The organism is Variovorax sp. V118, assembly GCF_041154445.1.
GTDB lineage: Bacteria > Pseudomonadota > Gammaproteobacteria > Burkholderiales > Burkholderiaceae_C > Variovorax > Variovorax boronicumulans.
Genome location: NZ_AP028663.1, coordinates 101607 through 124156, shown reverse-complemented (window position 1 = coordinate 124156; position 22550 = coordinate 101607). Strand labels below are relative to the sequence as shown.

Sequence of the window (22550 nt, the reverse complement as noted above, 5' to 3'; positions counted from 1 at the left end):
CGCCGCCCTAACGCACGAGCCCCCGATTCCGCCGACGGCCGATTCCCACAGCGTCGAGCGAACGCGCCGCACATGGCGACAACCTGCCGGCCCGTCATGGTTGCCCCCGAATCGATCGAACCCCGGTCGGTTCTGCAAACCGTGACTCAGCAACGAAAGGAACTGTCACTCATGACTACACATGCAACCAACCGCATCTTCATCGGCGCCATGCTGGCGGGCCTGCTGGCCCTCGGCGGGACGGCCCAGGCGCAAGGCGTCGGGGTCGGCGTGGGGGTCAACGCCGATGTGAAGGCCTCGGGCAGCACCGGCGCGACGCAAGGCGGCGCCGCAGGCGCACGCACGCAGACCGGTGCGTCGGCCGATGCCAACGCGGACACCTCCACCTCCGGCGCGACCGGCGGCGTGGGCAATGCCGTCGGTGGCGTGCTCGGCACGGCCACGGGTGCGGTCGGCGGTGCCACCGGCGCCGTGGGCGGCGCGACGCAAGCCGTCGGCGGTGTGACCAACACCGTCGGCAGCACCGTGAACAGCGCGACCGGTGCCGCTGGCGCCGTGGGCGGCGCCGTGAAACCGGCCACGGCCGGCGCCAAGGCGAGCGGCAAGGCCCAGGGCTCGGGCGCGGTCGACCTGCACAAGAAGTAAGCAGGTCCAAGCTGCAGCGGCCGGACGCGGCTGTTGCAGCACATCGCTCCGCAAGAAATCAAGCCCGCAGCGCTAAAGCGTTGCGGGCTTGTGTCGTTCAGAGGTCGGGGGCAGGCAGCTTGAAGAGGCTGGTGACTTCGGTGTCGAGCACCACCAGCGCGCGCTGGTTGAACAGCCGCCAGCGCCAGCGCAGGATGCCGAGCGTGGGGCGCTTCTCGGAGCGGCGCACCTCGATCACGTCGGCCACGAGCCGCAGCGCATCGCCGGGCCGCACGGGGTTCGGCCAGCGCACGTGCTCGAGCCCGGGCGACGCGAACGATTCGGAGCCGGCCAGCGCCGCCTCGACCACCAGCCGCATCGCGATCGAGCAGGTGTGCCAGCCGCTCGCGATGAGCCCGCCGAAGGGGCTGCCTGCCGCCGCCTCGGCGTCGGTGTGGAACCACTGCGGGTCGTAGGCCCGCGCGAACTGCACGAGTTCGGCTTCGGTGAGCACATACGGCCCGGCCTCGATGACCTGGCCTGCGTGGAAGTCGGCGAACTGCATCCGCCGCAGCTTAGTACGTTTCGAGGTGCAGGCGGCCTTCGCGCTTCAGCGCGGCGCCCACCGTGTCCCAGTCGAGCCCCGCCTCCTTCGCCACGTCGCGCAGTGCGAGCACCACGCCCTCTTCCATGCTCTTGAGGCCGCACACGTAGAAGTGGCTGGCGCCGTCTTTCAGCAGCGCGGCCAGGTCGGCGGCGCGTTCACGCATCAGGTCCTGCACGTAGCGCTTGGGCTGGCCCGGCGTGCGCGAGAACGCGAAATTGATGTCGATGAAGTCTTTCGGCAGCGACTGCAGCGGGCCGAAGTACGGCAGCTCCTGCTGCGTGCGCGCGCCGAAGAACAGCATGAGCTTGCCGCCTTCGAACTTGCCGCTCTTGCGCAGGCGGCGGCGCCATTCGGTCATGGCGCGCATGGGGGCGCTGCCGGTGCCGGTGCAGATCATCACGATGTGCGACTTGGGGTGGTTCGGCATCAGGAACGATGCGCCGAAGGGCCCCACCACCTGCACGGTGTCGCCCACCTTGAGGTCGCACACGTAGTTGGAGCACACGCCGCGCACCGGGTCGCCCTCGTGGTCCTCGGTGACGCGCTTCACGGTGAGCGAGACGTTGTTGTAGCCGGGCCGCTCGCCGTTGCGCGGGCTGGCCACCGAGTACTGGCGCGCATGGTGGCGCTTGCCGATGGCATCGACGCCCGGCGGCACGATGCCGATCGACTGGCCTTCGAGCACGGGGAACGGCACCACGCCGAAGTCGAGCACGATGTGGTGGGTCTCGCTGTCGAAGCCCGCCTCGGTGCAGTTGAAGTTGCCCACCACGGTGGCGGTGGTCGGCGTCTTCGGCGGAAAGAGGTTGGTGTAGGCGTGCGCGGCCGACCAGGGCGGCACGCTGGCGCCGTACTGCGCGGAGTTGAAGGCGGGCTCGGTGCCCTGCACGGCGGCCTGGGCCTGCGTCTGTGCGGGCACTTCCGCGGCCGAAGCGGCTGCGCCGGACACTCCCGCGGCTTCGAGTTCTTCGGGCGAAAGCTCGGCGGGAAGTTCTTCCCACGTGAGCTGTTCTTCGATGGTGTAGGCGCGCACCAGCGGCATGGTGCGCCAGTTGTCGATCGAGCCCGTGGGGCACGGCGAGATGCAGGCCATGCAGCCATTGCAGACGTCCGCACGCACGACATAGTTGTTGTCGTCGTGCGTGATCGCGTTCACGGGGCAGGTCGCCTCGCAGGTGTTGCAGCGGATGCAGATCTCGGGGTCGATCAGGTGCTGCTTGATGACCCCGGCTTCAACGACCATGTCCATGTTGTTCTCCATGCCCTCGCCGTGGGGACGAGGGCTTCATATCCAGACGCTCAGCCGAAACGCACGTATTCAAAGTCCACCGGCTGGCGGTTGATGCCCATCACCGGCGGCGAGATCCAGCCTGCGAACTTGCCCGGCTCGATCACGCGGCCCATCAACGATGCCACGAAAGCGAAGTCTTCGGAACTCGGCAGCCATTCGTCGCGCTTGGCGGCCCATTCGATGTCGTTCACCACACGGCCCTCGGGCGACATCTTGATGCCGGCGAGTGCGCCGATCTGGCGGTTGAAGGCCTTGTGCGGCACGACCAGACGGGTGGGAATGCCGGCCTTCTCGAGCACCTTGTTCCAGCGGCCGACGCCGGCCACGGAGTCCTTGATGAAGTCATCGCGCAGCACTTCGTTCAAGGCGTTGAGCATCGGCACGTCCTTCTCGACGAGCTGGCCGTCCTTCACCTCGAGCACCTTGTAGGTCTGGCCCTTGAGCACGTGGTCGTCGTCGCGCTTGCCTTCTTCGTAGCGGCCCTTCAGGCCCGAGCTGTAGAAGATGGCGGCGTTGCTCGACTGGTCGGCGCCGAACAGGTCGATGGTCACCGAGTAGTGGAAGTTCAGGTAGCGCTGGATGGTGCCCAGGTCGATGCAGCCGGCCGCGCGGATCTTCTGTGCGTCGTCGGTCTTGAGCTCGTTCATCACCTGCGCGGTGCGCGCGATGACGCGCGACACGCCGCTCTCGCCCACGAACATGTGGTGCGCCTCTTCGGTCAGCATGAACTTCGTGGTGCGCGCCAGCGGGTCGAACGCGCTCTCGGCCAGCGCGGCCAGCTGGAACTTGCCGTCGCGGTCGGTGAAGTAGGTGAACATGAAGAACGCGAGCCAGTCGGGCGTCTTCTCGTTGAAGGCGCCCAGGATGCGCGGGTTGTTGGCGTCGCCCGAGGTGCGCTGCAGCAGCGCGTCGGCCTCCTCGCGGCCGTCGCGGCCGAAGTGCTTCTGCAGCAGGTAGACCATGGCCCACAGGTGGCGGCCTTCTTCGACGTTGATCTGGAACAGGTTGCGCAGGTCGTACATCGACGGCGCCGTGAGGCCCAGGTGGCGCTGCTGCTCGACCGACGCGGGCTCGGTGTCGCCCTGCGTGACGATGATGCGGCGCAGGTTGGCGCGGTGTTCGCCGGGCACGTCCTGCCAGACCTTCTCGCCCTTGTGGTCGCCGAAGTGCACTTCGCGGTTGGCGTCGCCCGGGTTCAGGAAGATGCCCCAGCGGTAGTCGCGCATCTTCACGTGGCCGAACTGGGCCCAGCCCTGCGGATCGACGCTCACGGCCGTGCGCAGGTACACCTCGTGGTTGGTGGAGCCTTCGGGGCCCACGTCGTCCCACCAGTTGATGAAGTTGGGCTGCCAGCCTTCGAGCGCGCGCTGCAGCGTGCGGTCTTCGCCGAGGTTGACGTTGTTGGGGATCTTCTCGCTGTAGTTGATCGTGCTCATCGTTGTTCCTTGGGTTGTGCGGACTGCTGGGTGCTCAAACGCGGTTCAGGTCGAAGCCGGCTTTCTGGCCGGTGCCGTAGACCTTCAGCGCGCCCTTTTCGCCGACAGCGTTGGGGCGGTTGAAGATCCAGTTCTGCCAGGCCGTGAGGCGGCCGAAGATGCGGGTGGCCATGTTCTCCTTGCTCGCGAAGCGCAGGTTGGCTTCGAGGCCGGTGAGTGCGTCGGGCGACATGGCGGCACGCTCTTCGATGGCGATGCGGATCTCGTCGTCCCAGTCGATGTCGTCGGGCGCGGCGGTCACGAGGCCGAGCTTCACGGCCTCGTCGGCGTCGAGCGCCTGGCCGGCGGCGGCGCGCGCGGCCTCGAGCGGCGCGGCCTCTTCATAGAAGCGGCGCTGCAGGCGGCTCTGGTCGTTCACCATCGGGAAGACGCCGAAGTTGAATTCGTTGAGCGTGAGCTTGGGTGCGCGTGCGGCGTCGTCGGGCAGCGCGAGCATGTAGGTGCGGTCGGCCGCGAAGGCCAGCTCGGCCAGCGTGCCGGCGAAGCATGAGCCGGCCTCGACCAGCGCGAAGAGGCTGCGCGACGACACATCGAGGCGCGCCAGCGTGCGGCGCAGCGCGCCAATGGTTTCGCGCACCAGCCAGTGGTCTTTGTTCGCGAACATCACGGCATCCGATGCGAGCACGGCGGCGGCATCGCCTTCGGTCTTGAGCAGCCAGGTGCCGACGTCGAGTTCGTTGGTGCGCAGGTTGAGGATGGCGTCGTCGAGCTCGCGGCACACGGCCAGCGGCCACCAGGCGGCGCCGGCGGCTTCGATGGCGGCGATGTCGGCCGGCTGCGCGCCGGTGGACGCCTTCACGGTGATCGTCGCGGTTCGCTTGCTGCGATCGATCTGCACGTTGACGTTGGCATACGCGATGCCGTCGGCGCTGTCGGTGCGTTCGACGCGGGTCAGGGCCACGCCCTTGGCGCCGGCGGGGCGGTCGCTGCCGGCGGCGAGTTGGGTGGCGCGTTCCTGCACGGCGGCGGGGAACTGCGCGGGCTTGGCCACGGCATCGACCAGGCGCCAGTCGACCGCGCGCTGGCCGCGCACGCCTTCGACGCTGGTGCAGAAGATGTCGGCGAGGTCGTGGCGCACGTGGCGTTTGTCGGTCACGCGGGTCAGGCCGCCGGTGCCGGGCAGCACGCCGAGCAGGGGCACTTCGGGCAGCGAGACGGAAGAAGAGCGGTCGTCGACCAGCAAAATTTCGTCGCAGGCCAGTGCCAGTTCGTAGCCGCCGCCGGCGCAAGCGCCGTTCACGGCCGCGAGGAACTTCAGGCCCGAGTGCCTGGAGGTGTCTTCCATGCCGTTGCGCGTCTCGTTGGTGAACTTGCAGAAGTTCACCTTCCAGGCGTGGCTGGAAACGCCGAGCATGAAGATGTTGGCGCCGGAGCAGAAGATGCGGTCCTTGCCGCTGGTGACGATCACGCTGCGCACTTCGGGGTGCTCGAAGCGAATGCGGTTGAGCGCATCGTTCAGCTCGATGTCCACGCCCAGGTCGTAGCTGTTGAGCTTGAGCTTGTAGCCGGGGCGGATGCCGCCGTCTTCCGCGATGTCGAGCGTGAGGCGCGCAATGGCGCCGTCGAAGCTCAGCGACCAGTGGCGGTACTGGGCGGGTTCGATGCGGTAGTCGACGCGCTGGGGCGCCTGGAGCGTGGTGTCGGTCATGCGGAAGTCTCCTGTGGGGCTGTGTTCAGAAAACCGTGAACAGGAATAATAATGCACTTCCTTGTTCCGATGACATGCATCATGCTGCATGCAAACAGGCAAGTCAATGCCTGTTGTGCTTTTTTTCAGATTTCAAAGATGTATGGGTGCGCGACGGGTCAGGGGGTGTGCGCAGGACACCGGGTGCTTCCCTCCGCGAATGTCCCCCGGGCTTCGCCCTCCTCCTTGATTTCGCTGCGGGAAGCACCCAGTGCCCTGCGCACGGGGCACGCGGCCGGGTCACGGCCGATCAACCACCGCACTGCCCACGCTCACGCCGATGGGGTGCCTTGCGCAGCGAAATCAAGGAGGAGGGGCGAAGCCCCGGGGGACATTCGCGGAGCAAGGTACCCCGTCGGCGTGAGCGTCGCCCTGAACGACGCCGCCAACGCCAGCAAGCGGAAAACTCAGGCCAGCCCCATCGACTGCCGGGCAACCGCGCGCAGCGCCTGGAAGCTCTGCGGCAACGTCTTCCCACTGGTATCGACCGACAGGTCGGCCTTCGAATAGAAGGCAGCGCGGCCATTCAGGATGCGGCGCAGGTCTTCCATGGCCTCCTTGCTGGCCGCCATCGGGCGGGTGTCGCCCTGCGCGGCCACGCGGCCCATGTGCTCCTCGGGCGCGGCCTGCAGCCACACCGTGGTGCAGTGGGCGAGCAGCTCGTTGAAGGTGGCCGGGTCGGACACGATGCCGCCGGGCGTGGCGATGACCACCTCGCTGTAGATCTGAACCGCTTCTTCCAGCGCGCGGCGCTCGTAGCGGCGGTAGGCGTTGGTGCCGTACAGGTCGTGGATTTCGCGCACGCTGCAGCCCGCCAGCTTCTCGATCTCGCGGCTCAGTTCGATGAATGGAATCTCGAGGTCTTCGGCCAGCATCTGGCCCAGCGTCGACTTGCCCGCGCCGCGCAGCCCCACGAGCGCGATGCGCCGGTGCCGCGCCGGGTCGACCGAGGCCGTGCCCAGCATCTCGCCCAGCGCCACGCGCACGCGGCGCAGGTCGGCTTCGCTGCGGTGCTCGAGCAATTCGCGGATCAGCAGCCACTCGGGCGAGCTGGTCGTCACGTCGCCCACCAGCTCGGCCAGCGAGCAGTGCAGCGCCCCGGCCACCTGCTGCAGCACCAGGATCGATGCGTTGCCGATGCCGTACTCCAGGTTCGCCAGGTGGCGCTCCGACACGTCGGCCGCCAGGGCCACCGCCTTGCGCGTGAGGCCGCGCTGCGCGCGCAGGTTGCGCACGCGGTCGCCCAATGCCACCAGCAGCGGGTTCTTGGCCTCCCCGGCCACGGCGGCGCCGTGGTTGTTGCCGGTGCCGCCCTCGGGCGCGGTGGCCAGCACCGCGTCTACATGCTCGTTCATGCCATTCCTCGTTCTTCGCCGGGATTGTGCGCGCTCAGGGTAAACACCATAGATGCACTATATTGCTTGACACCTGTTGTCTCGCTGCTTATTGTTCGATCACACGCAAGATACTGCACGCGCAGACTTCCTGCAAGAAGACGATAGTTCATCCGTTCGAGGCCCACGATGTCCGACACCCCCACGCCCGCCACCGGCAAGGCGGCATTTCACCAGCTGATCGCCGACCTGACCGCCGAGATCGCCGGCCAGCCGCTGGACGCCACGCTCGACCAGTGGCTCAACGCCACCCACGGCGCCGGCAGCGCCCGTTTTGCGCAACTGCGCCAGGCCTGCATCGGCGGCGTCGCCGAAGGCTGGCTGTGCGATCGCGAAGGCGGCGGCATCAAGTACGGCCGCGTCTTCAAGGCCGAGGACGCGCTGCACCGCTTCTCGGTCGACGTGGTCGACATGCAGGACCTCGCCGGCCCGCACCACGCGCACCCCAACGGCGAAATCGACCTGATCATGCCGCTGGACGACACCCCCGCCGCCACCTTCGACGGCCGGCCCGCGGGCTGGTGCGTCTACGGACCCGGCACCGCACACCGCCCGACCGTGGCCCAGGGCCGCGCGCTCGTCCTCTACCTGCTGCCCGAAGGGCAGATCAAGTTCACGGCATGAAGCACACCCCCAGGCTTGCCCACTGCGTGTGGCCTCCAACCCCCTTGCAGGGGGCAACACCAGCGGCCCGGCAAAGCCGGTTCCGCGGTGTTCCCCGATCGACCCCCATTGAGACCCTATCCAATGACTGAGCTTCTCGCCAACCACGTCGCCGGCCGCTGGCAAAGCGGCACGGGCGCCGGCACGCCCCTGTTCGACCCGGTGCTCGGCACCGAACTCGCGCGCGTCGACGCCACCGGCCTCGACCTGCCCGAAGCCTTCGCCTTTGCGCGTGAGCAAGGCGGCCGCGCGCTGCGCGCCCTCACCTACCGCCAACGCGCCGGCCTGCTCGCTGCCATCGTGAAGGTGCTGCAGGCGAACCGCGACGCGTACTACGAGATCGCCACCGCGAACTGCGGCACGGTGAAGAACGACTCGGCCGTCGACATCGACGGCGCGATCTTCACGCTGGGCCAGTACGCCAAATGGGGCGATGCGCTCGGCGACGTGCGCGCGCTGCGCGACGGCGAGGCCGTGAAGCTCGGCAAGGAGCCCGTGTTCCAGTCGCAGCACCTGCAGGTGCCGACGCACGGCGTGGCGCTGTTCATCAACGCCTTCAACTTCCCCTCGTGGGGCCTGTGGGAAAAGGCCGCGCCCGCGCTGTTGTCGGGCGTGCCCGTGATCGTGAAGCCCGCCACGGCCACCGCCTGGCTCACGCAGCGCATGGTGAAAGACGTGGTCGATGCGGGCGTGCTGCCGGCCGGCGCGCTGTCGGTCATCTGCGGCAGCTCGGCCGGCCTGATGGACCAGCTGCAGCCCTTCGACGTGGTCTCGTTCACCGGCTCGGCCGAGACGGCCGCCCTCATCCGGTCGCACCTGGCCGTGGCCGAGCGCTCGGTGCGCGTGAACATTGAGGCCGACAGCCTCAACAGCGCCCTGCTGCTGCCCGGCGCCGCGCCCGGTAGCGAGGCGTTCAACCTGCTCGTGCGCGAAGTGGTGCGCGAGATGACGGTCAAGTCGGGCCAGAAGTGCACCGCCATCCGCCGCATCCTGGTGCCGGCCGAGGTGTACGACGCCGCCGCCGAAGCCATCGGCGCCAAGCTCGCGGGTGTCACGGTCGGCAACCCGCGCAACGAGGGCGTGCGCATGGGCTCGCTCGTGAGCCGCGCGCAGCTGAACGCGGTGCGCGAAGGCCTCGACGCGCTGGCCGCGCAGACCACCGTACTGCACGACGGCCGCAACAAGCCCCTCATCGACGCCGACCCCGCCGTGGCCGCCTGCATCGGCCCCGTGCTGCTGGGCGCGCGCGACGCCGATGCGGCACAGCGCGTGCACGACGTGGAAGTGTTCGGCCCGGTCGCCACGCTGCTGCCCTACAACGACCTGGCGCACGGCATCGCGCTCGCGCACCGTGGGCAGGGTTCGCTCGTCACCTCGCTGTACGGCAGCGACGATGCCGCGCTCGCCCAGGCCGCGCTGTCGGTCGCGCCGAGCCACGGCCGCGTGCACGTCATCACGCCCGAGGTGGCGCAGGCCCACACCGGCCACGGCAACGTGATGCCGATGTCGATGCACGGCGGCCCCGGCCGCGCGGGCGGTGGCGCCGAACTGGGCGGCCTGCGCGCGCTCGATTTCTATCACCGCAGGAGCGCGGTGCAGGCGAGCCCCGGCGTGCTCGCCGCGCTCGGCCTCTAGCGCCACGCACAGGCCCCAAGGAGACACACGATGAACAGCAGCCTGCCCGCACGATTCAACTTTGCCGAACACCTGTTCGCCCTCAACCGCGGCCGCGCCGCACGCACCGCCTACATCGACGACCGCGGCACGCTGGGCTACGGCCAGCTCGAAGACCGCGCGCGCCGCCTGGCCGCCGCGCTGAAGGCCGCGGGCATCCGCCGCGAAGAGCGCGTGCTGCTGCTCATGCTCGACGGCAACGACTGGCCCGTGAGTTTCCTGGGCTGCCTCTACGCAGGCATCGTGCCCGTGGCGGTGAACACGCTGCTCACGCCCGACGACTACGCCTACATGCTCGACCACAGCCGCGCGCAGGCGGTGCTGGTGTCGGGCGCGCTGCTGCCGACCTTGCAAGATGCGATGGCGCGCGGCGGTCATGAAGTGCAGACGCTGTTCGTGTCGCAACCGACGGGCCCGCTGCCCGAGGGCGCACAAGAGTTCGAAGCCGCGCTCGCCGCCGTCGAGCCGCTGGCCGCCCCCGCACTCACCGCGTCGGACGATCCCGGCTTCTGGCTCTATTCCTCCGGCTCCACCGGCAAGCCCAAGGGCACGGTGCACACGCACGCCAACCTGTGGTGGACCGCCGAGCTCTACGGCAAGCCCGTGCTCGGCCTCATCGAAGACGACGTGTGCTTCTCGGCCGCCAAGATGTACTTCGCGTACGGCTTGGGCAATGCACTGACCTTCCCGCTGTCGGTGGGTGCCACCGTCGTGCTGATGGCCGAGCGGCCCACGCCCGATGCCACCTTCCGCCGCTGGACCGAGCACAAGCCCACCGTGTTCTTCGGCGCGCCCACCGGCTTCGCGGGCATGCTCGCCTCGCCGAAGCTGCCCGCGCGCGAAGCCGTGGCGCTGCGCATGTGCTCGTCGGCTGGCGAGGCACTGCCCGGCGAGATCGCGCAGCGCTTCAAGGCGCACTTCGGCTGCGAGATCATCGACGGCATCGGTTCGACCGAGATGCTGCACATCTTCATCTCCAACCGCCCCGGCGACGTGCGCTACGGCACCACGGGCAAGCCGGTGGACGGCTACGAGGTCGAGCTGCGCGGCGAAGATGGCCGCCCCGTGCCCGACGGCGAGGTGGGCGACCTGTACATCCGCGGCCCGAGCTCCGCGCTCATGTACTGGTGCAACCGCGAGAAATCGCGCGACACCTTCCAGGGCGGCTGGACCAAGAGCGGCGACAAGTACACGCGCGACGCCGACGGCTACTTCACCTATGCGGGCCGCAGCGACGACATGCTCAAGGTCAGCGGCATCTACGTCTCGCCCTTCGAGGTCGAGGCCACGCTGATGCAGCACCCCGCCGTGCTCGAGGCCGCCGTCATCGGCAAGGACGACGCCGACGGGCTCACGAAGACCAAGGCCTTCGTCGTGCTGAAGGACGGCGCCGCGGCCACCGAGGACGAGCTCAAGGCCTTTGTGAAGGAGCGCCTGGCGCCCTACAAGTACCCGCGCTTCCTGGAGTTCGTGAGCGAGTTGCCGAAGACGGCCACCGGCAAGATCCAGCGCTTCCGGCTGCGCGAACGCGAGAAGCAGGCATGAGCACGCCGACGGTTGCCACCGACTTCGCCACCATCGACTGGCGCGGGCGCACCGTGCGCATCGAGTGCCAGTGGATCGCCCCCGAACGCGGCGCCGACGCTCCGCTCATCGTGTTCCTGCACGAGGGCCTGGGCTCCGTCGCGATGTGGAAGGACTTTCCCGCCCAAGTGTGCGAGGCCGCCGGCGCGCGCGGGCTCGTCTTCTCGCGCCCCGGTTACGGGCGCTCCACGCCGCGCGCCGACGACGAGATCTGGGACGTCGACTTCATGCACCGCCAGGCGCACGAGGTGCTGCCCGCGCTGTTCGACGCGCTGAAGCTCGGCGACGAAAAACCCTGGCTCTTCGGCCACAGCGACGGCGGCTCGATCTCGCTGCTGTACGCCTCGCGCTTTTCCGACAGGGTCGCGGGCCTCGTGGTGCTCGCGCCGCACATCTTCGTGGAAGACAAGACCGTCGCGAACATCGAGATCGCGCGCACCGCCTACCGCACGACCGACCTGCCCGCCAAGCTCGGCCGCTACCACGACAGCGCCGACTCGGCCTTCTGGGGCTGGAACCGCATCTGGCTGCACCCGCCTTTTCGCGACTGGAACATCGAGGCCGAGCTGGCCACGATCCGCTGCCCCGTGCTCGCGGTGCAGGGCATCGACGACGAGTACGGCACGCTCGCGCAGATCCGCGACATCGCACCGCGCGTCGGTGGGATTTGCGAGCTGCTCGAAATCCCTGAATGCGGGCATTCCCCGCATCGCGATCAGCCGGATCGTGTCATCGTCGCGACCGCTTCTTTCATCACCAACAACAGGAGACAGACACCATGACGAACCTTCGCACCGCGCGCCTGGCGCTCACGGCCATCGCCCTCGCCGCCCTGGCCTCCGCGGCCGGCGCACAAGGCACCGGCAAGCTCAAGGTCGGCCTCATGCTGCCCTACAGCGGTACCTACACCGCCCTGGGCGTGGCCATTGAAAACGGCTTCAAGCTCTACGTGGAACAGCAGGGCGGCAAGCTGGCCGGCCGCGAGATCGAATACTTCAAGGTCGACGACGAGTCCGACCCGGCCAAGGCCACCGACAACGTCAACAAGCTCATCAAGCGCGACAACGTCGACGTGATCGTGGGCACCGTGCACTCGGGCGTGGCCATGGCCATGGCCAAGGCCGCCAAGGAAAGCGGCACCGTGCTCATCGTGCCCAACGCCGGCGCCGACGCGGTGACGGGCCCCATGTGCGCGCCCAACATCTTCCGCAGCTCGTTCAGCAACTGGCAGCCGGCGTTCGCCATGGGCGAAGTGGCGGCCAAGCAGCAGGGCAAGAAGAAGGTCATGACCATCACCTGGAAGTACGCGGCCGGCGAAGAGTCGGTCAACGGCTTCAAGGAAGGCTTCGAGAAAAACGGCGGCAAGGTCGACAAGCAGCTCACCCTGCCCTTCCCCAACGTGGAGTTCCAGGCCCTGCTGACCGAGATCGCGGCGGCCAAGCCCGATGCGGTGTACGCCTTCTTCGCGGGCGGCGGCGCGGTGAAGTTCGTCAAGGACTACCAGGCCGCCGGCCTGAACAAGACCATCCCGCTGTACGGCCCCGGCTTCCTGACCGACGGCACGCTCGACGCGCAGGGCGAATCGGCGCAAGGCATGCTCACCACGCTGCACTACGCCGATGGCCTGAACACCCCGCGCGACAACGCCTTCCGCGTGGCGTACGCCAAGTCGTTCAAGCTGCAGCCCGACGTGTACGCGGTGCAGGGCTACGACGCCGCGCAGATGCTGGGCGTGGGCCTGGCCGCCACCAAGGGCGACATCTCGAAGAAGGCCGAGTTCACGGGCGCGATCGAGAAGGCCAAGATCGACAGCCCGCGCGGCACCTTCACGGTAAGCAAGTCGCACAACCCGGTGCAGGACATCTACCTGCGCAAGGTCGAGGGCAAGGAAAACAAGTTGGTGAGCACGGCCATCAAGGGCCTCTCGGACCCCGCCCGCGGCTGCCGGATGTAAGCCGGGCCACGGGCCTTCGGTTCTCTCTCGTTCCCTCGCGGCCCCGATCCATTTCACGGGGCTGCGAGCCGCCTTGCGGCAACCACAACCAACTGGGATCTCACGGTGGATTTCGGAACCTTTCTCGTGCAGTGCCTGAACTCCGTTCAGTACGGCCTGCTGCTCTTTCTCGTGGCCTCGGGGCTGACGCTGATCTTCGGGATCATGGGCGTCATCAACCTCGCGCACGGGAGCTTCTACATGATCGGCGCCTACATGGCGTTCTCGCTGGCGCCGCTGTTCGGCGACCAGTTCCTGCTGATGCTGGTGGCCGGCGTGGTGCTGGCCGCGATCTTCGGCTACGTGCTGGAGTGGGCCTTCTTCAGCTACCTCTACCAGCGCGACCACCTGCAGCAGGTGCTCATGACCTACGGACTCATCCTGGTGTTCGAGGAACTGCGCTCCATCTTCGTGGGCAACGACGTGCACGGCGTGAAGGTGCCCGCGTGGCTGGACGGCAGCTTCGCGCTGGGCAACGTCATGAGCTACCCGTGGTATCGCCTCTTTGCCTCGGCCGCCTGCATCGTGCTGGCCGTGGGCCTGTACTACGTGGTGAACCGCACGCGCCTGGGCATGATGATCCGCGCCGGTGCCAGCAACCGCGACATGGTGCGCGGCCTGGGCATCGACGTGAAGCGGCTGTACCGCATCGTGTTCGCGGCCGGCGTGGCGCTGGCGGCGCTGGCCGGCATGATCGCCGCGCCGATGTCGTCGGTGTACCCCAACATGGGCGCGAGCGTGCTCATCATCTGCTTCGTGCTGGTGGTGATCGGCGGCATCGGCTCGATCACCGGGGCGCTCGTGGCCTCGCTGCTGGTGGGTTTTGTCGACACCTTCGGCAAGGTGTTCTTCGCCGACCTGGCGGGAATCGGCATCTACCTCCTGATGGCCATCGTGCTGATCTGGAAGCCCGAAGGCTTGATGGGGAGGCGGCCATGAACCCGGTGGTTGCATCCGCACCTTCGTCGCCGCGGCGTGGTGCCTTCATCGTGCCCGTGCTGTGCGCCATCGCGCTCGGCGTGGCCGGCCCGCTGCTGGGCAACTACGCGTCGGACTTCATCGTCAAGGTGATGATTTTGTCGATCTTCGCGCTCAGCCTGGAGCTGCTGGTGGGCATGACCGGGCTCGTGAGCCTGGGCCACGCGGCCTTCTACGGCATCGGCGCGTACGTCACCGTGCTGGCCTCGGGCAACGAGGGCGGCAACTTCGCAGTGCTGCTCGTGCTGTCGATGGGCGCGGCGGCGCTGTATGCGCTGTTCGTGGGCGCGCTGAGCCTGCGCACGCGCGGCGTGTACTTCATCATGGTCACGCTGGCCTTTGCGCAGATGGCCTTCTTCGTGTTCCACGACACCAAGGTCGGCGGCGGCAGCGACGGCATCTACCTGTACGTGCGCCCGGCCCTCGGCGCGCTCGACATGGAGAACCGCACGGTGCTGTTCTACGTGGTGCTGGCGGCGCTGGTGTTCACCTACGGCCTGCTGGCGCTCATCCGCCGCTCGCGCTTCGGCGCGGCGCTCGCGGGCATCCGCGTGAACGAGCAGCGCATGCGCGCGGCGGGCTTCGCGGTGTACGGCTACAAACTCGCGGCCTTCGTGCTCGCGGGCGCGCTGGCCGGGCTTGCGGGCTTCTTGCTGGCCTCGCGCGACGGCGTGGTCAACCCCGAGCTGATGGCCTGGCACAACTCCGGCGAGGTGCTGCTGATGGTGATCCTGGGCGGCCTCGGCCACCTGCGCGGCGCGGTGATCGGCGCCGTGGCCTTCACGCTGCTGAAGGAAATCTTCTCCACCCACGCCGTGATGGGCCCGCTGGCCGACCACTGGCAGCTCACGCTGGGCATTGCCATCATCGTGTTCGTTGCGCTGCTGCCCAAGGGCCTGATCGGCCTGGTGCAGCGCCTGTCGCCGAAGGGAGGCGCATGACCACCGCACTGCTGTCCGTGGACAAGCTCACGCGCCGCTTCGGTGGCCTCACCGCCGTCAACGCCGTCACGCTCGACCTGCACATCGGCGAGGTGCATGCGGTGATCGGCACCAACGGCGCCGGCAAGTCGACGCTCATCAACATGCTCTCGGGCGAGATCGAGGCCTCCGAAGGCCGCATCGCACTCGACGGCGTGGACATCACCGCGCGCGCGCAGTCGCGCCGCGCCCGCGACGGCGTGGGCCGCAGCTACCAGCGCACCACCATCTTCCCGGAGTTCACGGTGCACGAGAACTGCCGCCTCGCCGCGCAGGCCGCCACGGCGAAGCCCTGGGCAATCTGGCAGTCGTCGCAGCGCTGCGCCACCAGCAATGCCTCGGCCGATGCCGCGCTCGAAGCCGCCGGCCTCACGGCCGAAGCCCGGCGCGTCGCCGGCACGCTGAGCCACGGCGCGCAGCGCCAGCTCGAAGTGGCGATGTGCCTGGCCACCCACCCGCGCGTGCTGCTGCTGGACGAACCGCTCGCCGGCATGGGCGCCGAAGAAACCGACCGCATGCTCACCTTGCTCGCGCGGCTGAAGGCCACGCACGCCATCCTGCTGGTGGAGCACGACATGGACGCCGTGTTCCGCATCGCCGACCGCATCACGGTGATGGTGAACGGCACTGTCATCGCCACGGGCAACCCACAAGAAATTCGCGAGAACCCCGAGGTCCGCACGGCCTACCTCGGCGAGGAGCAACACTGATGCTGATCGTTCGCGACCTCAACACCTACTACGGCAACAGCCACATCCTGCGCGGCGTGCATGCCGGCATTCCGGCGGCGACCTCGGTCGGCCTGCTCGGGCGCAACGGCATGGGCAAGACCACGCTCATCCGCACCATCATGGGCTACGTGCGGCCCGCTTCAGGCGAAGTGCAGGTCGACGGCCGCACCGTCACCGGCCTGCCGCCCGAGAAGATGGCACGCCTGGGCATCGGCTATGTGCCCGAAGGGCGCGGCATCTTCCCGAACCTGTCGGTGCGCGAGAACCTCGTGATGAGCGAACGCGCCGGCATCGACGGCCAGCGCGCCTGGACCTTCGACCGCGTGATGGCCACCTTCCCACGCCTGTCGGAACGGCTCTCGCACGGCGGCCAGCAGCTGTCGGGCGGCGAGCAGCAGATGCTCTCCATCGGCCGCGCGCTCATGACCAACCCGCGCCTCTTGATCCTCGACGAAGCGACCGAAGGCCTCGCGCCGCTGATCGTGGCCGAGATCTGGCGCGTGATCAGCGAGATCCGCGCGACGGGCATCGCCACGCTGATCGTCGACCGCGACTACCGCAAGGTGCTCGCGCACACCGACCTGGCGGTGGTGATGGAGAAGGGGCAGATCGTGCGGCATGGGGCGTCGGCGGATCTGCTGGCCGAGCCGACGGTGCTGGAGGAACTGCTGGGCGTGTGAGCATGCGTGGCGGGCGTCACCCGGTCCGCTGCGCCATCAGGAAATCGATGAACACCCGCATGCGCAGCGGCACGTGGCGCCCGTCCGGGTACAGCAGCGTGTAGGGCCGCGAACGACCCGCGAAGGGCTTCAGCACCTCGATGAGCGAGCCGTCCGCCAATTCCTTCTCCACGACGAAGCGGTAGGTCTGGAACAACCCGGCGCCGCTTTTCGCGAGCGTGACGCCGCCAAGCACGTCGTCGGAACAGCTGTAGGCGCTGTCCGCGAAGACTTCGCGGTCCTTGCCGTTCTCCTTGAAGAGCCATGAGATGCGGCGGCCACTGCTGGGCAGCTCGAACTGGATGCACTCGTGCGCGGCGAGGTCGTCCAGCGTGCGCGGCGTGCCGGCCTTCCTCAGGTATTTGCGCGTGGCGACCACGACCAGGTCCGCATCCTCGAGGTGCCGCGCAATCAGCGTGGAGTCGGGCTGGGCCCGCACGCGCACGGCCATGTCGTAGCCCTCTTCCACGAAATCGATGTTGCGGTTGCTCAGGTGCACGTGCAGCCGGATGTCGGGAAAGCGTTCGCGAAACGCCGGCAGCATCGGCAGGATGCGGTGGTGGCCGTAGGTGGTCGGCACGCTGATGCGCAGCATGCCCGAAGGCAGCACCTGCTGGCCCATCACCTCGCGCTCGGCCTCGGCGAGCTGCGCCAGCGCCTGTCGGCACTGTGCAAAGTAGGAGCGGCCCGCGTCGGTGAGCCGCACGCTGCGCGTGGTGCGCACGAAAAGCCGCAATCCCAGCCGCTTCTCGAGCCGGGAGATCGATCGGCTCACGGCCGCCGGCGTCACACCGGCCGCGAGTGCCGCCGAGGTGAAGCCGCCGCTCTCCGCAGCGAGGCAGAACAACTCGATGCTGCCCAGAAGGATGTCGCCGAACTGCCGCTGCATGGATTGATTACCTTGTGTATCAAGTGAAGTTCGAGTCTAGTGATTTATCTGTTTCGCTGTCATCAATACAGTTCTCCCCACGTCATCAACTTCCCTGGAGAACCGACATGCAGGACAACTCTTCCCTCACCGTGGTCATCACCGGTGCCTCGAGCGGCATCGGCCTGGGCCTTGCGCAGGCGTACCTCGCGCGCGGCTTCAACGTGGTCGCGAATGCGCGCACCGAAGAGCGGCTCGCAGCCGCCGCGAAGCAGCTCGGCAACCCGGCGCGCCTTCTCGGCGTGGCGGGCGACATCGGCCGCCGCGACACGGCGCAGCAGCTCGTCGACCGCGCCGTGGCGCGCTTCGGCCAGGTCGACGTGTTCGTCAACAACGCGGGCATCTTCAACGCGAAGCCTTTCGTCGACTACACCGAAGACGACCTCGACCAAATGGTGGCCACGAACCTCAAGGGCTTCGTCTACGCCTCGCAGGCCGCGGCAAAGCACATGGTCGCGCGCCGCCAGGGACACATCGTCAACATCACGGCGAGCATCGCGCTGCAGCCGAACCAGCAGGTGCCGGCCGTGTTGCCGGTGCTGATCAAGGGCGGCATCAATGCAGCGACGCGCGCGCTGGCGCTCGAACTCGCACCGCACAACGTCAAGGTGAATGCGGTGGCACCCGGCATCGTGGACACGCCGCTGTACACGCCCGAGCAGCACGGATTCCTCAACGGCCTGGCACCCGCCGGCCGCATCGCGACCGTGCAGGAGATCGCCGATGCGGTGCTCTACCTCACGAGCGCCGATTTCACGACGGGCGTGGTGCTGCCGGTGGATGGCGGCATGAGCACCGGCAAGTGGTAATCACCTCAGTCATTCACCCAAGGAGCACACCATGCCTTTCATCAACCTGAAGATCACCCGCGACGGCGTCACGCGCGAACAGAAAACCCAGGTCATTGCCGAGTTCACGGAAACGCTCGAACGGGTGCTGAAGAAGCCGCCGGAATGGACGCACATCGTGATCGAGGAAATCGACACCGACGACTGGGGCTTCGCGGGCCTGACGACCACCGAGTACCGCAAGCGGCTGGCCGAGCGTGCGAAGCCGCCGCAGTGAAGCAATGGCGGCGGATCGCGCGGCATTGCCCTCGATGTGAGGGGGAGTAACACGTCCGTTCCACCGGGTTTCACCTCTGTCCTGCGACAGCGCGACAGCCGAATCATGTCCGGCTGCGCAGCCCCTCCCCGTGCCGCGCCCACTCCACGCACGAGGCTGCGCATGACGTCCCTGCAATCGCGCCACATCGACAACGTCTATTCGATCGCCACCGGCACGGCGCTGCGGGCCGATCCGGCGGCGAGCCTGGTGCACAAGTCGTGGGCGCGCTGCGTGCGCGACCACGGGCTCGATCCGTCGCGGCCGACGCCCGCGCGCATCCTGCCGGCGCAGGAGGTGCGCGTGCACCAGCAGCAGCTCGAGCACTTCCTGCGCGCCGCGCGCGCGGGCATGGAAGACATCTACCGCCGCGTGGCCGAGCTGGGCTACATGGTGCTGCTGACCGATGCCGAGGGCATCACGGTCGACTACATCGGCAACCCGGCCTGGGACGACCAGCTGCGCCGCGCCGGCCTGTACCTGGGCGCCGACTGGAACGAGGCGCACGCCGGCACCTGCGGCGTGGGCACCTGCCTCATCGAGCGCCAGCCGATGACCTGCCACCAGACCGAGCACTTCGACGCCACGCACATCGCGCTCACCTGCACGACGGCGCCGCTGTTCGACCACAGCGGCAAGCTCACGGCGATCCTCGACGTGTCGGCGCTGCGCTCGCCCGAGGCGCGCGAGAGCCAGCACCTGGTGCGCCACCTGGTGTCGATCTACGCGCGGATGATCGAGGACGCCGACTTCCTGCGGCACTTTCGCGGCCACTGGATCCTGCGGCTGGGCAGCGCCTTCGGGCTGGTCGACGTGGCGGGCGAAGTCATGCTGGCCTTCGACGAAGGCGGCACGGTGGTGGGCGCCAACGGGGGCGCGCGCGAGGTCTTCTCGGGGCGCCAGCCACCGCTGCTGGGCGGCGCGGTGTCGGAGCTGCTGCACCTGCCGATGGACGCGATCTGGCGCCTGGGCAACGGCGGCGCGTCGGCCCTGCCGTTTGCGCACACGGTGCTGCTGCCCGGCGGCGGCGAGTACCACGCCTCGCTGATCGCGCCGCGCCTGCGGCGCTCGCCGGTCACTGCATCCACATCACCGGCGCCCCAGCCTTCGGACCGCCTGCCGCCGCTCGAACGCATCGCGGGCGACGACGACCCTGCCATGCAGCAGCTGATCGCGCAGGCGCGCCGGCTCGTGGACCGCGGCATCCATGTGCTGGTCGAGGGCGAGACCGGCAGCGGCAAGGAGGTGCTGGCACGCGCGCTGCATGGCGCGAGCCGGCGTGCGGCGCTGCCCTTCGTGGCGGTGAACTGCGCGGCCATTCCCGATTCGCTGATCGAGAGCGAGCTCTTCGGCTACACGCCCGGCAGCTTCACGGGCGGCCGCGCCAAGGGCATGAAGGGCCTGATCGCGCAGGCCGACCGCGGCACGCTGTTTCTCGACGAGATTGGCGACATGCCGATGGCGCTGCAGACGCGGCTGCTGCGCGTGCTGTCCGAAGGCGAGGTGCTGCCGCTGGGCGCCGAGTCGCCGCAGCGCGTGGACCTTGCGGTGGTGGCGGCCACGCACCGCGACCTGTCGGCGCTGGTCGCGGCCGGGCGCTTTCGCGAGGACCTCTACTACCGCCTGTGCGGCGCGGTGCTGAAGCTGCCGCCGCTGCGCGCGCGGCGCGACCGGCGCTACCTGATCGAAGCGATGTTCCATGAAGAGGCGGCGGCGATGGGCTCGACCGCGCGGCTGTCGGAGGCGGCAATGCTGCGGCTGATGGCGCATGACTGGCCGGGCAACCTGCGCGAGTTGCGCAATGTGCTGCGGTTGGCGCTGGCGCTCTGCACGGGCGCGAGCATCACGCCCGAAGAGCTGCGCCTGGCGCCGCATCGTCCGTCGCTCGACCACCGCGACGCCATGCCTTCCACGGTCGACGATGAAGACAGCGCCGCCGACGCCACGCGCCTGCTCGACGCGCTGCAGCGCCACCGCTGGCATGTGGCGCGGGCCGCGCAGGCGCTCGGCATCAGCCGCGCCACCGCGTACCGCCACATGAAGCGCTTCGGCATCGTGGCGCCGCAGCGCGGTTAACGCCTCAGGATCTGCGCGATCGCGCGCACGGCCGTGCCCAGGCCGTCTTCCGCGCGCATGCGTTCGCCCAGCGCCCGGGCCCGCGCGCGCACCTGCGGGTCGTGCGCGAAGGCGATGCCGCGCGCCAGGTCGTCGGCGCCGAACCGGGCACCCGCCACCGCAGGCGGTGCCACGCCCGCCTGCGCGAGGTGGTGCGCCCAGAACGCCTGGTCGCCCGCGAAGGGCACGACCACCGACGGCACGCCCGCGCGCGCGGCCGAGTGGCTGGTGCCCGAGCCGCCGTGATGTACCACCAGCGCCATCTGCGGAAACAGCCAGTCGTGCGGGGTGTCGCCGATGACGTGGAAGTTCGGCGGCAGCTGCCCCACTTCGAGGCCGCTCCATCCGGGATGCAGCACCGCGCGCCGACCGGCCATGCCGTCGACGAGGGCCGCGAGCAGCCGCGCCTTGTCGAAGCCCGTCATGCTGCCGAAGCCGATGTAGACGGGCGCCTCGCCGGCCGCGAGGAAGTCGCGCAGCGCCGCCGGCGGCTGCCAGTCGGGCGCGGGCGCGAGCCACTGGCCGCACACGGCGGCATTGGCGGGCCAGTCGGCGGGGCGCGGCAGCAGGCTCGGCGAATAGCCGTAGAGCGCGGGGTGCGTGGTCCACAGGCCGCGGCGCGGCGGCAGGCCGCACACCTCGGCACGCGCGGCGTTCACGGCCGGGCGGAAGGCGCGCCAGAGCAGCCCGTTGACGAGGTGGTGGCTCGCGCGGTTCAAGAAGCGCGGCACGCGGGCGGGCGGCAGAAAGGGCGAGGCGAACGCGGCCGTCGGCGTGAGCGGGAACATGCCCGCGCCGATGGCGGGCACGCCCAGCGCCTCGGCCGCCGACAGGCCCACGAAGGCCGCGAGCCCCGCGCAGACGATCGCGTCGCAGCCCTGCGCGGCCTCGATGGTCTGGCGCAGCCAGGGCGTGGCGTTGGCATTGGCGATGTCCGCGAGCGCCTTGGCGGCGGCAGCCGGTTTGTCGCCCTGCGCGATGACGCCGCCGAGCGCCTGCCGGATGTCGCCGGCCAGCGCCTGCGAGCGCACGCCGAGCCGTTCGGCCGCGCCGAGCGTGGTCGCGTCCGCCAGCAGCACCGACGCATGGCCTGCGTCGTCCAGCGCGCGGCACAGCGCGGCGAGCGGGCGCGCGTCGCCCTCGGTGCCGTAGGTGAGCACGGCGAGTTTCATGGGGCACGCCTCCTTGCAGCGGATGGCTTCGGGGCCGGGCGCGCGCCGCCGACGAAGAGCTCGACGACCACCGCGAACTCGTCGCGCAGCACGAGGCCGGGCAGCGTGAGCCAACGCATCAGCGCGCCGAAGTACAGGTGGTGCAGCAGGCTCGCGAGGTGCGCGGCCGAGACGTCGGTACGCAGCGTGCCGGCCTGCTGGGCGGCGGCGATGAGCGCTTCGAGCAGCCCCGACAGGTCGCGCGGCGTGCCGCGGTCGCCGCCGCCGAGTTCGCTCTCGATGTTGAGGAAACGAAAGCGGAAGTAGTCGAGCAGGTAGGCCCGGTAGCGCTCGGACCATTCGGCCGAGGCGTCGAGCAGGCCGGTGAGCTGCGCCGTGAAGCCCGCCTTCGGGTCGATGGCCTCGTGCAGGCGCTGCGCATCGACCACGAGTTCGAGGTGCACCCAGTGCGCCAGGATCGCTTCCTTGGTCGGGAAGTGGTTGTAGAGCGTGCCCTTGGCCACGTCGGACTGCTGCGCGATCTGCTCCATCGTCGTCGCGTCGTAGCCCTGGGCTTCGAACAGGCGCATGGCGGTGGCGGCGACGTGGTCGAGCGTCTGGGTGCGGCGGCGCTCGCGGCGGCCTGGGGGGTCTGGTTCGATCACGGTTCGGGGCCCTTGAATTTGAACGTCGTCCAATTTTATACGTCGTTCAGATTCTCATGCATCGTCTCAGTCTCGGTGAGACAGCGACAGCCGCCTGCGACAAAACCGCCGCCAACCCCTTGATTCTTCGTCGCCCTCCGCACGGCACGAAAGCTGCGCCACGAAC

The 22550-nt window shown here is 68.9% G+C and carries 21 protein-coding genes; 13 read left to right on the top strand and 8 right to left on the bottom strand.

Annotation, left to right across the window (positions count from 1 at the left end):
- Positions 1 to 171: 171 nt before the first annotated feature.
- Positions 172 to 645: an adhesin gene (locus ACAM52_RS00570; RefSeq protein WP_307582592.1), complete on the top strand. Its 474-nt coding sequence runs from the start codon at positions 172 to 174 to the stop codon at positions 643 to 645.
- 97 nt (positions 646 to 742) lie between these two features.
- Here the strand turns inward: ACAM52_RS00570 and ACAM52_RS00565 are convergent, their stop codons facing one another.
- The 5 genes from ACAM52_RS00565 to ACAM52_RS00545 all read right to left on the bottom strand — a co-directional run bounded on the left by ACAM52_RS00565 (position 743) and on the right by ACAM52_RS00545 (position 7060).
- Positions 743 to 1189, bottom strand: coding sequence for a MaoC family dehydratase (locus tag ACAM52_RS00565; RefSeq protein ID WP_062470325.1), 447 nt, complete (start codon positions 1187 to 1189; stop codon positions 743 to 745).
- Positions 1190 to 1199: 10 nt separating this feature from the next.
- Complete coding sequence (boxA, locus tag ACAM52_RS00560) at positions 1200 to 2480, bottom strand: benzoyl-CoA 2,3-epoxidase subunit BoxA (protein WP_369645787.1); 1281 nt, start codon at positions 2478 to 2480, stop codon at positions 1200 to 1202.
- Between the two features lie 50 nt (positions 2481 to 2530).
- Positions 2531 to 3958 (bottom strand): benzoyl-CoA 2,3-epoxidase subunit BoxB, encoded by a 1428-nt coding sequence (gene boxB / locus ACAM52_RS00555; protein WP_062470322.1) that lies wholly within the window; start codon positions 3956 to 3958, stop codon positions 2531 to 2533.
- A 34-nt stretch (positions 3959 to 3992) separates the two neighbouring features.
- The gene (boxC, locus tag ACAM52_RS00550) at positions 3993 to 5666 is read right to left on the bottom strand and encodes a 2,3-epoxybenzoyl-CoA dihydrolase (protein WP_369645786.1); all 1674 of its coding nucleotides are present in this window, start codon (positions 5664 to 5666) and stop codon (positions 3993 to 3995) included.
- 446 nt (positions 5667 to 6112) lie between these two features.
- Positions 6113 to 7060, bottom strand: a complete 948-nt coding sequence (locus tag ACAM52_RS00545; RefSeq protein ID WP_070061393.1) for a helix-turn-helix transcriptional regulator — start codon at positions 7058 to 7060, stop codon at positions 6113 to 6115.
- Positions 7061 to 7228: 168 nt separating this feature from the next.
- Between ACAM52_RS00545 and ACAM52_RS00540 the strand changes: the two genes are divergently transcribed.
- From ACAM52_RS00540 to ACAM52_RS00500, 9 genes are all read left to right on the top strand, one after another.
- Positions 7229 to 7723: a DUF4863 family protein gene (locus ACAM52_RS00540; RefSeq protein ID WP_369645785.1), complete on the top strand. Its 495-nt coding sequence runs from the start codon at positions 7229 to 7231 to the stop codon at positions 7721 to 7723.
- Positions 7724 to 7846: 123 nt separating this feature from the next.
- Positions 7847 to 9397, top strand: a complete 1551-nt coding sequence (locus tag ACAM52_RS00535; RefSeq protein ID WP_369645784.1) for a 3,4-dehydroadipyl-CoA semialdehyde dehydrogenase — start codon at positions 7847 to 7849, stop codon at positions 9395 to 9397.
- 30 nt (positions 9398 to 9427) lie between these two features.
- The gene (locus ACAM52_RS00530; RefSeq protein WP_369645783.1) at positions 9428 to 10981 is read left to right on the top strand and encodes a benzoate-CoA ligase family protein; all 1554 of its coding nucleotides are present in this window, start codon (positions 9428 to 9430) and stop codon (positions 10979 to 10981) included.
- On the top strand, positions 10978 to 11802 hold the full coding sequence (locus ACAM52_RS00525; protein WP_369645782.1) for an alpha/beta fold hydrolase: 825 nt from the start codon (positions 10978 to 10980) through the stop codon (positions 11800 to 11802). Before ACAM52_RS00530 ends, ACAM52_RS00525 begins: the two co-directional genes overlap by 4 nt.
- Positions 11799 to 12974: an ABC transporter substrate-binding protein gene (locus ACAM52_RS00520; RefSeq protein WP_369645781.1), complete on the top strand. Its 1176-nt coding sequence runs from the start codon at positions 11799 to 11801 to the stop codon at positions 12972 to 12974. Before ACAM52_RS00525 ends, ACAM52_RS00520 begins: the two co-directional genes overlap by 4 nt.
- Before the next feature lie 105 nt (positions 12975 to 13079).
- Positions 13080 to 13952 (top strand): branched-chain amino acid ABC transporter permease, encoded by an 873-nt coding sequence (locus tag ACAM52_RS00515; protein WP_062470301.1) that lies wholly within the window; start codon positions 13080 to 13082, stop codon positions 13950 to 13952.
- Positions 13949 to 14932, top strand: a complete 984-nt coding sequence (locus tag ACAM52_RS00510; protein ID WP_369645780.1) for a branched-chain amino acid ABC transporter permease — start codon at positions 13949 to 13951, stop codon at positions 14930 to 14932. Before ACAM52_RS00515 ends, ACAM52_RS00510 begins: the two co-directional genes overlap by 4 nt.
- Positions 14929 to 15681 (top strand): ABC transporter ATP-binding protein, encoded by a 753-nt coding sequence (locus ACAM52_RS00505; protein ID WP_095743073.1) that lies wholly within the window; start codon positions 14929 to 14931, stop codon positions 15679 to 15681. The genes ACAM52_RS00510 and ACAM52_RS00505 overlap by 4 nt, the downstream gene beginning before the upstream one ends.
- Positions 15681 to 16382: an ABC transporter ATP-binding protein gene (locus tag ACAM52_RS00500; RefSeq protein WP_070061401.1), complete on the top strand. Its 702-nt coding sequence runs from the start codon at positions 15681 to 15683 to the stop codon at positions 16380 to 16382. The genes ACAM52_RS00505 and ACAM52_RS00500 overlap by 1 nt, the downstream gene beginning before the upstream one ends.
- Before the next feature lie 16 nt (positions 16383 to 16398).
- Here ACAM52_RS00500 and ACAM52_RS00495 read toward each other — a convergent pair whose 3' ends face one another.
- The gene (locus tag ACAM52_RS00495) at positions 16399 to 17310 is read right to left on the bottom strand and encodes a LysR substrate-binding domain-containing protein (protein ID WP_369645779.1); all 912 of its coding nucleotides are present in this window, start codon (positions 17308 to 17310) and stop codon (positions 16399 to 16401) included.
- Between the two features lie 107 nt (positions 17311 to 17417).
- Here ACAM52_RS00495 and ACAM52_RS00490 point away from each other — a divergent pair, with 107 nt between their 5' ends.
- The 3 genes from ACAM52_RS00490 to ACAM52_RS00480 all read left to right on the top strand — a co-directional run bounded on the left by ACAM52_RS00490 (position 17418) and on the right by ACAM52_RS00480 (position 20529).
- The gene (locus ACAM52_RS00490) at positions 17418 to 18158 is read left to right on the top strand and encodes an SDR family NAD(P)-dependent oxidoreductase (protein WP_369645778.1); all 741 of its coding nucleotides are present in this window, start codon (positions 17418 to 17420) and stop codon (positions 18156 to 18158) included.
- Between the two features lie 31 nt (positions 18159 to 18189).
- Positions 18190 to 18414, top strand: coding sequence for a 4-oxalocrotonate tautomerase family protein (locus tag ACAM52_RS00485; RefSeq protein WP_070061404.1), 225 nt, complete (start codon positions 18190 to 18192; stop codon positions 18412 to 18414).
- A gap of 162 nt (positions 18415 to 18576) precedes the next feature.
- Positions 18577 to 20529, top strand: a complete 1953-nt coding sequence (locus ACAM52_RS00480; protein WP_369645777.1) for a sigma-54-dependent Fis family transcriptional regulator — start codon at positions 18577 to 18579, stop codon at positions 20527 to 20529.
- Here the strand turns inward: ACAM52_RS00480 and ACAM52_RS00475 are convergent.
- Both ACAM52_RS00475 and ACAM52_RS00470 read right to left on the bottom strand, forming a co-directional pair.
- On the bottom strand, positions 20526 to 21740 hold the full coding sequence (locus ACAM52_RS00475; RefSeq protein ID WP_369645776.1) for a glycosyltransferase: 1215 nt from the start codon (positions 21738 to 21740) through the stop codon (positions 20526 to 20528). The genes ACAM52_RS00480 and ACAM52_RS00475 overlap by 4 nt on opposite strands.
- Positions 21737 to 22384 (bottom strand): TetR/AcrR family transcriptional regulator, encoded by a 648-nt coding sequence (locus tag ACAM52_RS00470; RefSeq protein WP_369645775.1) that lies wholly within the window; start codon positions 22382 to 22384, stop codon positions 21737 to 21739. The genes ACAM52_RS00475 and ACAM52_RS00470 overlap by 4 nt, the downstream gene beginning before the upstream one ends.
- Between the last annotated feature and the right edge of the window lie 166 nt (positions 22385 to 22550).

Coding starts and splice junctions, on each gene's coding strand:
- ACAM52_RS00570 (WP_307582592.1), top strand. CDS start 172: ATGACTACACATGCAACCAACCGCATCTTCATCGGCGCCATGCTGGCG.
- ACAM52_RS00565 (WP_062470325.1), bottom strand. CDS start 1,189: ATGCAGTTCGCCGACTTCCACGCAGGCCAGGTCATCGAGGCCGGGCCG.
- boxA (WP_369645787.1), bottom strand. CDS start 2,480: ATGGACATGGTCGTTGAAGCCGGGGTCATCAAGCAGCACCTGATCGAC.
- boxB (WP_062470322.1), bottom strand. CDS start 3,958: ATGAGCACGATCAACTACAGCGAGAAGATCCCCAACAACGTCAACCTC.
- boxC (WP_369645786.1), bottom strand. CDS start 5,666: ATGACCGACACCACGCTCCAGGCGCCCCAGCGCGTCGACTACCGCATC.
- ACAM52_RS00545 (WP_070061393.1), bottom strand. CDS start 7,060: ATGAACGAGCATGTAGACGCGGTGCTGGCCACCGCGCCCGAGGGCGGC.
- ACAM52_RS00540 (WP_369645785.1), top strand. CDS start 7,229: ATGTCCGACACCCCCACGCCCGCCACCGGCAAGGCGGCATTTCACCAG.
- ACAM52_RS00535 (WP_369645784.1), top strand. CDS start 7,847: ATGACTGAGCTTCTCGCCAACCACGTCGCCGGCCGCTGGCAAAGCGGC.
- ACAM52_RS00530 (WP_369645783.1), top strand. CDS start 9,428: ATGAACAGCAGCCTGCCCGCACGATTCAACTTTGCCGAACACCTGTTC.
- ACAM52_RS00525 (WP_369645782.1), top strand. CDS start 10,978: ATGAGCACGCCGACGGTTGCCACCGACTTCGCCACCATCGACTGGCGC.
- ACAM52_RS00520 (WP_369645781.1), top strand. CDS start 11,799: ATGACGAACCTTCGCACCGCGCGCCTGGCGCTCACGGCCATCGCCCTC.
- ACAM52_RS00510 (WP_369645780.1), top strand. CDS start 13,949: ATGAACCCGGTGGTTGCATCCGCACCTTCGTCGCCGCGGCGTGGTGCC.
- ACAM52_RS00505 (WP_095743073.1), top strand. CDS start 14,929: ATGACCACCGCACTGCTGTCCGTGGACAAGCTCACGCGCCGCTTCGGT.
- ACAM52_RS00500 (WP_070061401.1), top strand. CDS start 15,681: ATGCTGATCGTTCGCGACCTCAACACCTACTACGGCAACAGCCACATC.
- ACAM52_RS00495 (WP_369645779.1), bottom strand. CDS start 17,310: ATGCAGCGGCAGTTCGGCGACATCCTTCTGGGCAGCATCGAGTTGTTC.
- ACAM52_RS00490 (WP_369645778.1), top strand. CDS start 17,418: ATGCAGGACAACTCTTCCCTCACCGTGGTCATCACCGGTGCCTCGAGC.
- ACAM52_RS00485 (WP_070061404.1), top strand. CDS start 18,190: ATGCCTTTCATCAACCTGAAGATCACCCGCGACGGCGTCACGCGCGAA.
- ACAM52_RS00480 (WP_369645777.1), top strand. CDS start 18,577: ATGACGTCCCTGCAATCGCGCCACATCGACAACGTCTATTCGATCGCC.
- ACAM52_RS00475 (WP_369645776.1), bottom strand. CDS start 21,740: ATGAAACTCGCCGTGCTCACCTACGGCACCGAGGGCGACGCGCGCCCG.